This window comes from Micromonospora sp. NPDC047670 (genome assembly GCF_043204915.1).
Taxonomy (GTDB): domain Bacteria; phylum Actinomycetota; class Actinomycetes; order Mycobacteriales; family Micromonosporaceae; genus Micromonospora.
In genome coordinates this window covers 20,976-35,810 of the sequence record NZ_JBIDDA010000024.1, presented here as the reverse complement: position 1 = coordinate 35,810, position 14,835 = coordinate 20,976, and the positions used below count along the sequence as shown (strand labels likewise).

At 76.8% G+C, this 14,835-nt stretch carries 1 protein-coding gene; it reads left to right on the top strand.

Going from position 1 to position 14,835, the window contains the following annotated elements; genetic code table 11:
• Positions 1 to 10 precede the first annotated feature (10 nt).
• A complete protein-coding gene (locus ACGF7U_RS30930) occupies positions 11 to 14,833 on the top strand; it encodes a type I polyketide synthase (protein WP_393112769.1) in 14,823 nt (4,940 codons plus the stop codon).
• Positions 14,834 to 14,835 lie beyond the last annotated feature (2 nt).

The window sequence follows — 14,835 nt, the reverse complement described above, 5'->3', positions numbered from 1 at the left end:
CCCTCGATTCCTGATACGGAGTGGCCCGATGCCCACTGAGGCGGAGTTCCTCGACTACCTCCGGCGTGCGACTGCCGACCTGCGCGACGCGCGCCGGCGGGTGCGCGAGGTGGAGGCCAAGGACCGCGAGCCGATGGCCGTCATCGGGATGGCGTGCCGGTTCCCGGGCGGCGTCTCCAGCCCGGCGGAGCTGTGGGACCTCGTCGACCGGGGCGGCGACGGGGTGGGTGGCTTCCCGACCGACCGGGGCTGGGACCTGGAGCGACTCTTCCACGCCGACCCGGACAACCCGGGCACGTCGTACAGCAACCAGGGCGGCTTCCTCTACGACGCCCCGCAGTTCGACCCGGGGTTCTTCGGCATCAGCCCTCGCGAGGCCCTGGCGATGGACCCGCACCAGCGGCTGCTGCTGGAGACCTCCTGGGAGGCGTTCGAGCACGCCGGCATCGACCCGCAGCGGCTGCGCGGCAGCCGGACCGGGGTGTTCGCCGGCGTGATGTACCACGACTACGCCTCCCGGGTGCTGGACCTGCCCGACGGCGTGGAGGGGTACATCGGGACCGGCAACTCCGGCAGCGTGGTGTCCGGTCGGGTGGCGTACACCTTCGGCCTGGAGGGGCCGGCGGTCACGGTGGACACCGCCTGCTCGTCGTCGCTGGTCGCCGTACACCTCGCGACGCAGGCGCTGCGCCAGCGCGACTGCGACTTCGCGCTGGCGGGCGGCGTGACGGTGATGTCGACGCCGGGCACGTTCGCCGACTTCTCCCGGCAGCGCGGCCTGGCCGCCGACGGGCGCTGCAAGTCGTTCGCCGCCGCCGCCGACGGCACCGGCTGGTCCGAGGGCGTCGGGGTGCTGCTGTTGCAGCGGCTCTCGGACGCCCGCCGGGACGGCCGGCGGATCCTGGCCGTCGTGCGGGGCAGCGCGGTCAACCAGGACGGCGCCAGCAGCGGACTGACCGCGCCCAACGGCCCGTCCCAGGAACGGGTGATCCGGCAGGCCCTCGCGAACGCCCGCCTCTCGCCGGCCGACGTCGACGTGGTCGAGGCGCACGGCACCGGCACCACCCTCGGCGACCCCATCGAGGCGCAGGCGCTGCTGGCCACCTACGGCCAGGACCGGGGCGACGGCGGACCGCTCTGGCTCGGCTCGGTCAAGTCCAACCTGGGTCACACCCAGGCCGCCGCGGGCGCCGCCGGTCTGATCAAGATGATCGAGGCGATCCGGCACCGGACCATGCCCGCCACCCTGCACGTCGACGCGCCGTCGCCGCACATCGACTGGTCCGCCGGCCAGGTCTCGCTGCTGACCGAGGCCCGTCCCTGGCCGGCCGCCGACCGGCCGCGCCGGGCCGCCGTGTCGTCGTTCGGCATCAGCGGTACGAACGCCCACGTCATCATCGAGGAGGCGCCCGCCGAGGACGCCCCGCCCGCCGCCGACGCCCCGCCCGCCGCCGAAGCGCCGGCGGTGCTCCCGCTCGCCCCGGTGCTCCTCTCCGCCCGCACCCCCGAGGCGCTCGCCGGTCAGGCCGACCGGTGGGCCGCCCACCTCGGCCGCGTCGACTCGCCGCGGCCGGTGGACGTGGCCGCCTCCTCGGTCCACCGGGCCGGGCTCGACCACCGCGCCGTGATCCTGGCCGGCGACGCCGACGAGCTGCTCGCCGGGCTGCGGGCGCTCGCCGACGGCGAGCCGAACGGCATGGTCACCACCGGCGCGGCCACCCCGCGCGGCCGGATCGCCTTCCTCTTCTCCGGGCAGGGCGCGCAGCGCCCCGGCATGGGCCGCCAGCTCGCCGAGACGTTCCCCCGCTTCGCCGCCGCCCTCGACGAGGTCTGCGGACACCTCGACCCGCTGCTGCCCCGCCCGCTGCGGGAGGTGCTGTTCGCCGAGGCGGGCACCCCCGAGGCGGAACTGCTGGACCAGACGGTGTTCACCCAGGCCGGGCTGTTCGCCGTCGAGGTGGCCCTGTTCCGGCTGGTGGAGTCCCTCGGGGTCGTACCCGACCTGGTGGCCGGGCACTCCATCGGCGAGATCGCGGCCGCGCACGTGGCCGGCGTGTTCTCCGTCGAGGACGCCTGCGCGCTGGTCGCGGCCCGGGGCCGGCTGATGCAGGCCCTGCCCGCCGGCGGCGGCATGCTCGCCGTCGCGGCGGACGAGGCGGCGGTGGCCGGCTCCCTCACCGGGCTGACCGACCGCCTGGACGTGGCCGCCGTGAACGGCCCCGCCGCCGTGGTGGTGGCCGGCGACGCCGACGCGCTCGACCAGGTGCAGCGAATGTGGTCCGAGCGGGGCGTGCAGACCCGCCGGCTGCGGGTCAGCCACGCCTTCCACAGCGGGCGGATGGCCCCGATGCTCGCCGAGTTCGCGGCGGTCGCCGAGAAGCTGACCCTCCGGCCGCCGACGATCCCGGTCGTGTCCAACCTGACCGGCCGGGTCGCCGACGCCGAGCAGCTCCGCGACCCCGGCTACTGGGTGCGGCACGTACGCGGCACCGTCCGCTTCGCCGACGCCGTCGACTGCCTGCGCGCGCAGGAGGTCGACACCTTCCTGGAGGTCGGACCGAACGGCGTCCTGACCGCCATGGCGCAGGGCTGCCTCGCCGAGCGGGCGGCGGACGGGCCCGCGCCCCTGCTGGTTGCGGCGTCGCGCCACGACCGACCCGAGCCGCAGGCCCTCCTCGAGGCCCTCGCGCGGCTGCACGTGCACGGCATCGCCGTCGGCTGGGCGGAGCTCCTCCGCGGCGGCCGGCACGTGGACCTGCCGACGTACGCCTTCCAGCACCAGCGCTACTGGCTGGAGCCGGCCGGGCGGTGGACGGACGTGTCCGGGGCCGGCCTCGGCGCGGCCGGGCACCCGCTGCTCGGCGCGGCGGTGTCGGTGGCGGGCGAGGACATGGTGGTGCTGACCGGCCGCCTGGCCACCTCGACGCACGCCTGGCTGGCCGACCACGCCGTCGCCGGCGCGGTGGTGGTGCCGGGCGCGGCCCTGGTGGAGCTGGCGGTGCGGGCCGGCGACGAGGTGGGCGCGTCGCGGGTGCGGGAGCTGACCATCGCCGCGCCGCTGGTGCTGCCCGCGACCGGCGCGGTGCGGGTGCAGGTGCGCGTCGGCGCGGCCGACGAGGCGGGCACCCGGTCGGTGACCGTGCACGCCCAGCCGGAGGAGGCCGTCGACCCGGAGTGGGTCCGGCACGCCGAAGGCGTGTTGGCGCCGGCGTCGGCCGACGAGCCGGGCGTGGGGGAGTGGCCCCCGGCCGGTGCGTCCGAGGTGGACCTGTCGGGCTGGTACCCGGCCCTGGCGGAGCACGGCCTGGCGTACGGGCCGGTGTTCCGGGGGCTGCGGCGGGCCTGGTCGTCCGGCGACGAGGTGTTCGCCGAGGTCGCGTTGCCCGACGAGGTGGCCGGCGACGCGGCGGCGTTCGGGCTGCATCCGGCGCTGCTGGACGCCGCCCTGCACCCGGTCGGGCTGCTGCTGGGCGGGGAGTCGGGCAGCCCGCGGGTGCCGTTCGCGTTCGAGGGCGTGCAGGTGCACGCCTCGGGCGCGCGGGTGCTGCGCGTGCGGCTGACCCGCAACGGTTCCGGGGTGCGGCTGGTCGGCGGTGACGAGTCGGGCGCCGCAGTGGTGTCGGTGGACTCGTTGGCGTTGCGGGAACTGACCGCGGTGTCGTCCGCGGGGTCGGCGGCCCGGTCGTTGTTCGAGGTGGCCTGGCAGGCCGAGGAGATCGCCGCGGCGGGGGACGTGTCCGGGTGGGCGCTGCTCGGCTCGCCGGCCTCCGTGGACCTGCCGGCGTTCCCGGACGTCGAGGCGGCGGTCGCGGCGGTCGCCGAGCCGTCGGGCGTACCGCCCCGCCTGCTGCTGGTGCCCGCCGGCTCGGCGGGCGGCGGGGAACGCCCGGAGGACGCCGCCAACGGCCCCGACACGGTACGCGAGGCTGCCTCCGCCGTGTTGGCGACCGTGCGGTCGTGGCTGGCGGCCGACGTGCTGGCGGATGCGCGGCTGGTGGTGGTGACCCGGGGTGCGGTGTCGGTCGGGGCCGAGGACCGGGTGAGCGATCTGGCGGGTGCGGCGGTGTGGGGTCTGCTGCGGTCGGCGCAGTCGGAACACCCGGGCCGGATCGTCCTGGCGGATGTGGACGGGGACCTCGACGCCGGGACGCTGGGTGTCCTGGCCGGGGTGGCGGACGAGCCGGTGGCGACGGGCGGCCAGGTGGCCGTCCGCTCCGACGCGGTCTTCGTGCCGCGGCTGGTGCGGGCGGGCGTCGGCGCGGCGGCTGAGACGCCGACCCTCGGTGACGGCACGGTGCTGGTGACCGGTGGTACCGGTGCGTTGGGTGCGTTGGTGGCGGAGCATCTGGTGTCGTCGTACGGGGTGCGGTCGCTGGTGTTGGTGTCGCGGCGGGGGCCGGAGGCTGCGGGTGCCGAGGGGTTGGCGCGGCGGTTGACCGGGTTGGGTGCCGCGGTGCGGGTGGTGGCGTGTGACGTGGCGGACCGGGATCAGGTGTTCGGTCTGGTCGGTGAGGTGACTGCGGCGGGTCGGTTGGCGGGTGTGGTGCACACCGCCGGCGTGCTGGACGACGGTGTGGTCGAGGGGTTGACCGAAGAGCGGCTTGCCGGGGTGTTGGCGCCGAAGGCGTCGGCGGGTTGGTGGTTGCACGAGGCGACGGCGTCGTTGGATCTGGATCTGTTCGTGGTGTTCTCGTCGGTGGCGGGGGTGTTGGGTTCGCCGGGTCAGTCGGCGTATGCGGCGGGTAACGCGTTCCTGGACGGGTTGGCGGTGTGGCGGCGGCAGCTCGGGTTGCCGGCGGTCAGCCTGGCGTGGGGCATGTGGGACACCGCCGGCATGGCCGCATCCCTCGACGCGGCGGACCGGGCACGGTCGACCCGGGGCGGCGTCACCGCGATGAGCGCCGAAACCGGGCTGCGCCTGCTCGACGCCGCCCTGGGCGCCGACCGGCCCGCCCTCGTGCCGGCCGTGATCGACCTGGCCGCCCTCCGCGCCGCGGCCGGCGCCGGCCTGGTGCCGCCGATGCTGCGGGCCCTGCTCGGCACGACCACGACCCGCCGCCAGGCGGGACAGGGCACCACCTGGGCCAGCCGCACCACCGGCCTGTCCCCCGACGAGGCACGCGCCCAGGTCGGCGTGCTGCTCCGTGGCCTGGTCGCGCAGGTGCTCGGACACGGAAGCGCGGAGGCGGTGCCGGCGGACCGGGCGTTCCGCGAACTGGGTTTCGACTCGCTGACCGCCGTGGACCTGCGCAACCGGGTCAACGCGGCCACCGGGCTGCGGCTGCCGTCGACCCTGGTCTTCGACTACCCGACGCCGGCCGTGCTCGCCGACCACGTGTGGTCCGAGCTGGCCGGTGTGCGTCAGCCGGGCGCGGACGCGACCGGCGGCACGGCCGACGGCACCGACGAGCCGATCGCGATCGTCGGCATGGCCTGCCGCTACCCCGGTGGCGTCGACGACCCGGACCAGTTGTGGGAGCTGCTGGCCACCGGTGGCGACGGCATCTCGGAGTTCCCCACCGACCGGGGTTGGGACCTGGAGTCGCTGTTCGACCCGGACCCGGACCGCAGCGGCACGTCGTACACCCGGCACGGTGGCTTCCTCTACGGGGCGGCGGAGTTCGACCCGGCCTTCTTCGGCATCTCGCCGCGGGAGGCCCTCGCCATGGACCCGCAGCAGCGGCTGCTGCTGGAGACGTCGTGGGAGGCGTTCGAGTCCGCCGGCCTCGACGTGCGGCGGCTGCGCGGCAGCCGGACGGGCGTGTTCGCCGGGGTGATGTACCACGACTACGCCTCCCGGCTGATGGACCAGCCCGGCGAGGTGGAGGGCTACATCGGCACCGGCACCTCCGGCAGCGTCCTGTCCGGGCGGGTGGCGTACACGTTCGGCCTGGAGGGCCCGGCGGTCACCGTGGACACCGCCTGCTCGTCCTCGCTGGTCGCGCTGCACCTGGCGGCGCAGGCGCTGCGGGCGGGGGAGTGCGAGTACGCGCTGGCCGGCGGTGTCACCGTGATGGCCACCCCCGGCACGTTCATCGAGTTCTCCCGGCAGCGGGGCCTGTCGCCCGACGGCAGGTGCAAGTCCTTCGCCGCCGCCGCCGACGGCACCGGCTGGAGCGAGGGCGTCGGCATGCTGCTCGTGCAGCGGCTCTCCGACGCCCGCCGCGAGGGCCGGCGCATCCTCGCCGTCATCCGGGGCAGCGCGGTCAACTCCGACGGGGCGTCCAACGGCCTCACCGCGCCCAACGGCCCGTCCCAGCAGCGGGTCATCCGGCAGGCCCTGGCCAGCGCCCGCCTGACCCCCGCCGACGTCGACGCCGTCGAGGCGCACGGCACCGGCACCGTCCTCGGCGACCCCATCGAGGCGCAGGCGCTGCTGGCCACCTACGGCCGGGACCGGCCGGCCGACCGGCCGCTGCTGCTCGGCTCGGTCAAGTCGAACCTCGGCCACACCCAGGCCGCCGCCGGCGTCGCCGGGATCATCAAGATGGTCCTGGCGATGCGGCACGGCCTGGTGCCGGCGACCCTGCACGTCGACGAGCCGTCCCCGCACATCGACTGGACCGCCGGCGCCGTGACGCTGGCCACCGCGCCCACCCCGTGGCCGCAGGTGGACCGGCCCCGCCGGGCGGCGGTGTCCTCCTTCGGCATCTCCGGCACCAACGCGCACGTCGTCATCGAACAGGCCCCCGAGCCGGCCGCCGCGCCGCAGCCCGCCGCCGCGAGGCCGCACGGCACCGACACCGCCGTCCCGTTCGCGCTCTCCGCGGCGGACCCCGTCGCCCTGCGCGGCCAGGCGAGCCGGCTGCGGTCCCACCTGGCGGCGCACCCCGAGCTGGAGCCGGCCGACGTGGCGTACGCGCTCACCACCAGCCGGGTGTCGTTCCCGTACCGGGCGGTGGTGCTCGGCCGCAGCCGCGACGAGCTGGCCCGGGGCCTCGACGCCCTCGCCGCCGGCGACACCGCCGCCGACGTGGTCACCGGCGTCGCCCTGCGCGACGCCGCGCCGGTCTTCGTCTTCTCCGGGCACGGCTCGCAGTGGCCCGCGATGGCCGCCGACCTGCTCGACACGTCCCCGGTCTTCGCCGCCGCCGTCGCCGAGTGCGAGGAGGCGCTCGCGCCCTGGGTGGACTGGTCGCTCACCGACGTGCTGCGCGCCGCCCCCGACGCGCCACGGCTGGTCTCCTCCGGCGTGGTGCAGCCCGCGCTGTGGGCGGTCATGGTCTCGCTGGCCCGGCTGTGGAGCTCCCTCGGCGTACGGCCGGCGGCCGTGTTCGGCCACTCGCAGGGCGAGATCGCGGCGGCCTGCGTGGCCGGGGCGCTGTCCCTGGCCGACGGCGCGAAGGTCGTCGCGCTGCGCAGCCAGGTGTTGGTCGAGATCGCCGGGCGGGGCGGGATGGCCTCGGTCGCGCTGCCCGCCGCCCGGGTCCACGACCTGCTCACCCCGTGGGCCGGCCGGCTGTCGGTGGCCGTCGTCAACGGTCCCGGCTCCGTCGTGGTCGCCGGCGACCAGGAGGCCCTGACCGAACTGCTCGCCGCCTGCCAGGCCGACGACGTACGCGCCCAGCGCATCGACGTCGACTACGCCTCCCACTCGCCGCACGTCGAGGCCGTCGCCGACCGGCTCACCAGCAGCCTCGCCGGGATCGTCGGCCGCCCGGCCGAGACGCCGTTCTGGTCCGCCCTGACCGGCTGGCCCCTGGACACCACCGAACTCGACGCCGGCTACTGGTACCGCAACCTGCGCGAGACGGTGGACGTGGAACGCGTCGTGCGCGGCCTGCTCGACGAGGGCCACCGGGTCTTCCTGGAGGTCGGCCCGCACCCCGTGGTCAGCTTCGGGATCCAGGAGACCATCGACGCCGCCGAACACGAGGCGGTCGTGGTGCACACCCTGCGCCGCCACGCCGAGGGCTGGCCGCGGGTGCTCACCGCCCTGGCGACGCTGCACGCGCACGGCGTCGAGGTGGACTGGACCGCCGTCCACGGGGTGCGCACCGGTCCGCCGGTGCCGCTGCCCACGTACGCCTTCCACCGCCAGCGGTACTGGCCGGAGGCGCCGGTGCTGCCCGGCGTCGCGGCGAGCACCGAGGAGCCGGCCGACCGGCGGTTCTGGGACGCCGTCGAGCGGGCCGACGCCGGGGCGCTCGCCGAGGCGATGCGGCTCGACGACACCGAGGCCCGCCGCCTCGACGACGCGCTGCCGGTGCTCGCCGCCTGGCGGCGGCGCCGCCGCGACGAGTCCACCGTGGACGGCTGGCGCTACCGGGTCGCCTGGAAGCCGGTCATCGCGCCGACGACCGCCACGCTGGCGGGCACCTGGCTGGTGCCGGTGCCCGCCGCGTACGCCGACGCCCCGCTGACCGGCGCGGTCGTCCGGGCGCTGGCCGAGGCCGGCGCGGAGCCCACCCTGCTCACCGTCACGGAGCCCGACCGGGCCGCGTTGGCCGACCTGTTGCGCGCCACCGAGCCGGAGTCCGTCGTCGGGGTGTGCTCGCTGCTCGCTCTCGACGGCGTGCCGCACCCGGCGCACCCCGTGGTGCCGGCCGGGCTCGCCGGCACGCTCGCCCTGGTGCAGGCGCTCGGCGACGTCGGCATGACCGCCCCGCTCTGGTGCCTCAGCAGCGGCGCCGTCAGCACGGGCCGGGCCGACCCGGTGGACCGGCCCGAGCAGGCCCTGGTCTGGGGGCTCGGGCGGGTCGCCGCCCTGGAACACCCGGACCGCTGGGGCGGCCTGGTCGACCTGCCCGCCGACCCGGACCAGCGGGCCCGCGCCCGGCTGGCCACCGTGCTCGCCGGCATCGGGCACGAGGACCAGGTCGCCGTCCGTTCCTCCGGCCTGTTCGCCCGGCGGCTGGTCCGTGCCGTCGCCGACCGCCCGGCCGGCGACGGCTGGCGTCCCGCCGGCACCGTCCTGGTGACCGGCGGCCTCGGCTCGATCGGCGCCCACGTGGCCCGCTGGCTGGCCCGCGCGGGCGCCGCGCACCTCGTGCTGACCAGCCGGCAGGGGCCCGCCGCGCCCGGCGCCGCCGAACTGGAGGCCGAGCTGGCCGGTTACGGCGCCGCGGTGACCGTGGCCGCCTGCGACGTGGCCGACCGGGCGGCGCTGCGCGCGCTCGTGGACCGGCTGGCCGAGCGCGACGTCCGCATCGACGCGGTGTTCCACGCCGCCGGCGTGCCGCACGCCGGCGCGCTGGCCGACACCGACCTCGCCGAGCTGGCCGCCGCCCTGCACGCCAAGGTCGCCGGGGCGGTCAACCTCGACGAGGTCCTCGGCCCGGACCTGACCGCGTTCGTGCTCTTCTCCTCCGGTGCCGGCGTCTGGGGCGGCGGCTACCAGGGCGCGTACGCCGCCGGCAACGCCTTCCTCGACGCGCTCGCCGAGGACCGGCGGCGGCGCGGGCTGCCCGGCACCGCACTCGCGTGGGGCGCCTGGGACGGCGGCGGCATGGTGGAGAGCGAGGGCGCCGCCGACCAGATGTTCCGCTCCGGCGTCCGGCCGATGCACCCGGACCTGGCGGTCTCCGTGCTGGCCGGGGCGCTGGAACGGGACGAGCCGGCCCTCACCGTCGCCGACATCGCCTGGGACCGGTTCCTCCAGACCTTCGCGCTGGCCCGGCCCCGGCCGCTGATCGGCGACATCCCCGAGGTGGCCCGCGTCCTCGCCAGCACCGGCGACGACGACGAGACGCGGGAGGCGTCCCCGCTGCGCGGCCGGCTGGCCGGGCTCGCCGCGCCGGAACGGCGCCGGGTCCTGCTCGACCTCGTACGGGTCCACGCGGCAGCGGTGCTGCGGCTGCCCTCGCCGCAGGCGTTGGCGGCCGACCGGTCGTTCCGGGAGATCGGGTTCGACTCGCTCAGCGCCGTCGAGATGCGCAACCGGCTCGCCGAGGCGGTGGGCCTGACCCTGCCCGCGACGCTGGTGTTCGACCGGCCGACGCCCGCCGCCCTCGCCGACCACCTGGTCACCCGCATCGCCGGCGACGACACCCCGGCGGCCTCGCCCGTGCGGGCCGCCGCCGCCCTGGACGAGCCGATCGCCGTCGTCTCGATGAGCTGCCGGTACCCGGGCGGCGTCGCCGGCCCCGAGGACCTGTGGCGACTGGTCAGCGAGGGACGGGACGGGATCGCGGAGTTCCCGGCCGACCGGGGCTGGGACCTGGACGCGATCTACCACCCGGATCCCGACCGGCCCGGCACCTCGTACGTCCGGGAGGGCGGCTTCCTCGAAGACGCCGCCGGCTTCGACGCGGCCCTGTTCGGCATCTCCCCGCGCGAGGCGATGGTGATGGACCCGCAGCAGCGGGTGCTGCTGGAGAGCGCCTGGGAGCTGTTCGAGCGGGCCGGCACCGCGCCGGCCGACATGCGGGAGACCAACACCGGCGTGTTCGTCGGCACCAACGGCCAGGACTACGCGACGCTCCTGCTGGCCGCCCGGGTCGAGACCGAGGGCTACCAGGCCACCGGCAACGTCGCCGCCGTCATCAGCGGGCGGCTGGCGTACCACTTCGGGTTGCAGGGCCCCGCCGTCAGCGTCGACACCGCCTGCTCGTCGTCGCTGGTGGCGCTGCACCTGGCGTGCCAGTCGCTGCGGCAGGGCGAGTGCGACGTCGCGGTCGCCGGCGGGGTGACCGTGATGGCCACCCCCGGACCGTTCCTGGAGTTCGCCCGGCAGCGGGGCCTCGCCCTCGACGGCCGGTGCAAGTCGTTCGCCGGGGCCGCCGACGGCACGGGCTGGGGCGAGGGCGTGGGCCTGGTGATGTTGCAGCGGCTCTCCGACGCCCAGCGCGAGGGCCGGCGGATCCTGGCCGTCGTCCGGGGCTCGGCGATGAACCAGGACGGCGCCAGCAACGGCCTGACCGCGCCCAACGGGCCCGCCCAGGAGCGGGTGATCCGCCAGGCCCTCGCGAACGCGCGGCTCTCCGCCGCCGACGTCGACGCGGTCGACGGGCACGGCACCGGCACCCGGCTCGGCGACCCCATCGAGGCGCAGGCGCTGCTCGCCACGTACGGGCAGGACCGGCCCGCCGACCGGCCGCTCCTGCTCGGCTCGGTCAAGTCGAACATCGGCCACACCCAGGCCGCCGCGGGCGTCTCCGGCGTGATCAAGATGGTGCTGGCGCTCCAGCACGATCTGCTGCCGCCCACCCTGCACGTGGACGAGCCCTCGCCGCACGTGGACTGGTCGGCGGGCGCGGTCGCGCTGCTGACCGAGCCGCAGCCGTGGCCGGACGTGGACCGGCCGCGCCGGGCCGGGGTGTCGTCGTTCGGGGTCAGCGGCACCAACGTGCACGTCATCCTCGAACAGGCGCCCGCCGCGCCGCCGGCCGACACCGGGGCGCCCCGCCCCACCGACGGGCTGCCGGTGCTGCCCTGGGTCGTCTCGGCCGACAACGCCGAGAGCCTGCGGGCCCAGGCCGCCCGGCTGGCCGACTGGCTGCCGCGGCACCCGACCCCCGCCGCCGACGCAGCCCGGGGCCTGGCCACCGGACGCTCCCCGCTGCGGCACCGCGCGGTGCTGCTCGCCGCCGACGCCGACGCCGCCCTCGCCGGCCTGCGGGCACTCGCCGCCGGGCAGGACCACCCCGGCCTCACCCGGGGCGTCGCCGAACCCGGCGGCGCGCTGGCGGTGCTCTTCTCCGGTCAGGGCGCCCAGCACGCCGGGATGGGGCGCCATCTCTACGCGACGTTCCCCGTCTTCGCCGAGACCCTCGACGCGGCGTGCCAGCACCTCGACGCCCACCTGCCGCGACCGCTGCGGCCGGTGCTGTTCGCCGAGCCCGGCACCGCCGAGGCCGACCTGCTCGACCAGACGGTCTTCACCCAGGCGGGCCTCTTCGCGGTCGAGGTGGCGCTGTTCCGGCTGCTCGAACACTGGGGGATCCGGCCGGACCTCGTGGCCGGCCACTCGGTGGGCGAGATCGTCGCCGCCCACGTGGCCGGGGTGCTCTCCCTGCCCGACGCCTGCACGCTCGTCGGCAACCGGGGCCGGCTGATGCAGGCCCTGCCCGCCGGCGGCGGGATGCTCGCCGTCGCCGCGCCCGAGGTCGACGTGCTGCGGGCGTTGACCAACATGGAGGACCGGGTCGCCGTCGCCGCGGTCAACGGGCCGGCGGCCGTCGTCGTCGCGGGGCCGGAGGACGCACTGACCGACCTGGCCGCCCACTTCACCGGCCTCGGGGTGCGGACGAAGCGGCTGCGGGTCAGCCACGCCTTCCACAGCCCGCTGATGGAGCCGATGCTCGCCGACTTCGCCGCCGTGGCGGCGACCCTGTCGTACGCCCCGCCGACCGTGCCGCTGGTGTCGAACCTGACCGGCACGGTGGTCGGCGCCGACGAACTGTGCACCCCGGACTACTGGGTCCGGCACGTCCGCGAGGCCGTCCGCTTCGCCGACACCGTCACCCATCTGCACGCCAACGGGGTGACCCGGTTCCTGGAGGTCGGGCCCGACACGGTGCTGACCGCCCTGACCGCCGACGCGCTGCCGGCCGACGCCCCGGTCACCGTGACCGGCGTGCAGCGGCCCGGCCAGGACGAGGTGGCCACCCTGCTCGGCGCGGTCGCCCGGCTGCACTGCCAGGGCGTGGCCGTGCGCTGGTCGCGGCTGCTGCCGGGCACCGGCCCGGTGGACCTGCCCACGTACGCCTTCGCCCACCAGCGCTTCTGGCCGACCCTCGGCGCCGCGCCGGCGGACACCCCCACCGCCACCCACGACGACGTCGACTCGGCGTTCTGGCGGGCCGTGGCGTCGGGCGACGGCGACGCGCTCGCCGGCCGGCTCGGCCTCGACCCCGACCGGCCGCTGCGGGACCTGCTGCCGGAACTCGACCGGTGGCGGCGCCAGCAGCAGGAGGACACCCTCGCCGGCGGCTGGCGGTACCGGATCACCTGGCGGCCCCGGGCGCTCACCGCGGGCGTCGCCGACGGCGCCTGGACCCTCGTCCACACCGGCGCGGACCAGCCGGTCGTCGACCGGCTCGCCGAACTCGTCACCGCGCGGGGCGGCACGGTGCGGCTGCTCACCGTCGACCCGACCACCACCGACCGGACGGCGCTCGCCGAGCAACTGACCGCCGCCCCGCCGACCCGGATCGTGTCGCTGCTCGCGCTCGACGAGCGACCGCACCCCGACCGGCCCGCCGTGCCCGTGGGCCTGACCGCGAACCTCGCCCTCGTGCAGGCGGTCACCGACGCCCTGCCCCCGGTGCCGCTGTGGCTGCTCACCCGGCAGGCCGTCGGCACCGCCGCCGACGACCCCGTCGCGCACCCCGCGCAGGCCACCACCTGGGGCCTCGGCCTGGTGGCCGCGCTGGAACACCCCCGGCACTGGGGCGGTCTGCTGGACCTGCCCGCGACCCTGGACCCCGCCTCCGCCGAGCAGGTCCTGGCGGCGCTGACCGCCGCCGGGCACGAGGACCAGCTCGCGGTGCGGGACTCCGGCACGTACCTGCGCCGGCTGGCCCGCGCGCCCCGGACCGAGGCACCGGGCGACTGGCGGCCACCGGGCACCGTCCTGGTCACCGGCGGCACCGGCGCCGTCGGCCGGTACGCCGCCGCCTGGTTCGCCCGGCACGGCGCGCGACGGCTGCTGCTGGTCAGCCGGCGCGGCCCCGCTGCCCCCGGAGCCGACGAGGCGGTGGCGGAACTGGCCGCGCTGGGCGCCGAGGCGCGGGTCCTGGCCTGCGACCTGGCCGACCGGGCCGCGGTCGCGGACCTCGCCCGCAGCCTGGCCGACGACGGCGAGACCGTGCACGCGGTCGTGCACGCCGCCGGCGTCGGGCGGCTCAACCCGGTCGCCGCGGTGACCGAGGCGGAACTCGCCGACGTGGTCTCCGGCAAGATCGCCGGCGCCCGGCACCTGGCCGAGTTCCTCGACCCCGGGCCGCTCGAACTGGTCGTCCACTTCTCCTCCATCGCCGCCGTCTGGGGCGTCGGCGACCACGGGGCGTACGCCGCCGGCAACGCCTTCCTGGACGCCTGGGCGCAGTCCCGGCCGGCCGGGGGCCCCCGGCACCTCTCGGTCAACTGGGGACCGTGGGCCGGCGGCGGCATGGTGACCGACGCGCACGCGGCGGCGATGAGCCGGCGCGGGGTGTCCCTGCTGGACCGGGAACCGGCGATGGCCGCCCTGCGCGCCGGCCTGGCGGGCGACGACACCATCCTCACCGTCGCCGACGTCGACTGGGACCGCTTCGCGCCGGTGTTCGCCTCCGCCCGGCCACGGCCCCTGATCAGCGAGATCGCCGAGGTGGCCGCCCGGGCCGCGGCGGAGCGGACGGACGCCGAGGACGGCGACCTGGTCGCCGCCGAGCTGCGCAAGCGGCTCGGTGAGCTGTCGCCGGCCGAACAGACCCGGGTGCTGGTCGATCTGATCCGCACCGCCGCCGGCGAGGTCATCGGGCACGACAGCCCGTACGCCGTGGAGGCCGGCCGGCCCTTCCGGGACCTGGGCTTCGACTCGCTGACCGCGGTGGAGCTGCGGGGCCAGCTGGCCCGGTCGACCGGGCTGAGCCTGCCCAGCTCCGTGGTCTTCGACTTCCCGACCCCGCAGGCCCTGGCCGAGCACCTGCGGGCCGAACTGCTCAGCGAGGCGTCGGTGGAGGCGCTGCCGACCCTCGCGGAGCTGGACCAGTTGGAGAGCGCCCTCGCGCTGCGCGACCCGGACGACATCGGCCGGGTGCGGATCACGATGCGGTTGCACAGCCTGCTCGAACGGCTCGGCGCCGCCGAGGAACGCCGGGAGGAGACCGCCGAGGTCGCGGACCGGCTGCGGGTGGCCAGCAACCAGGAGCTGTTCGACCTCATCGACCAGGACCTCGGGCTCTCCTGAGC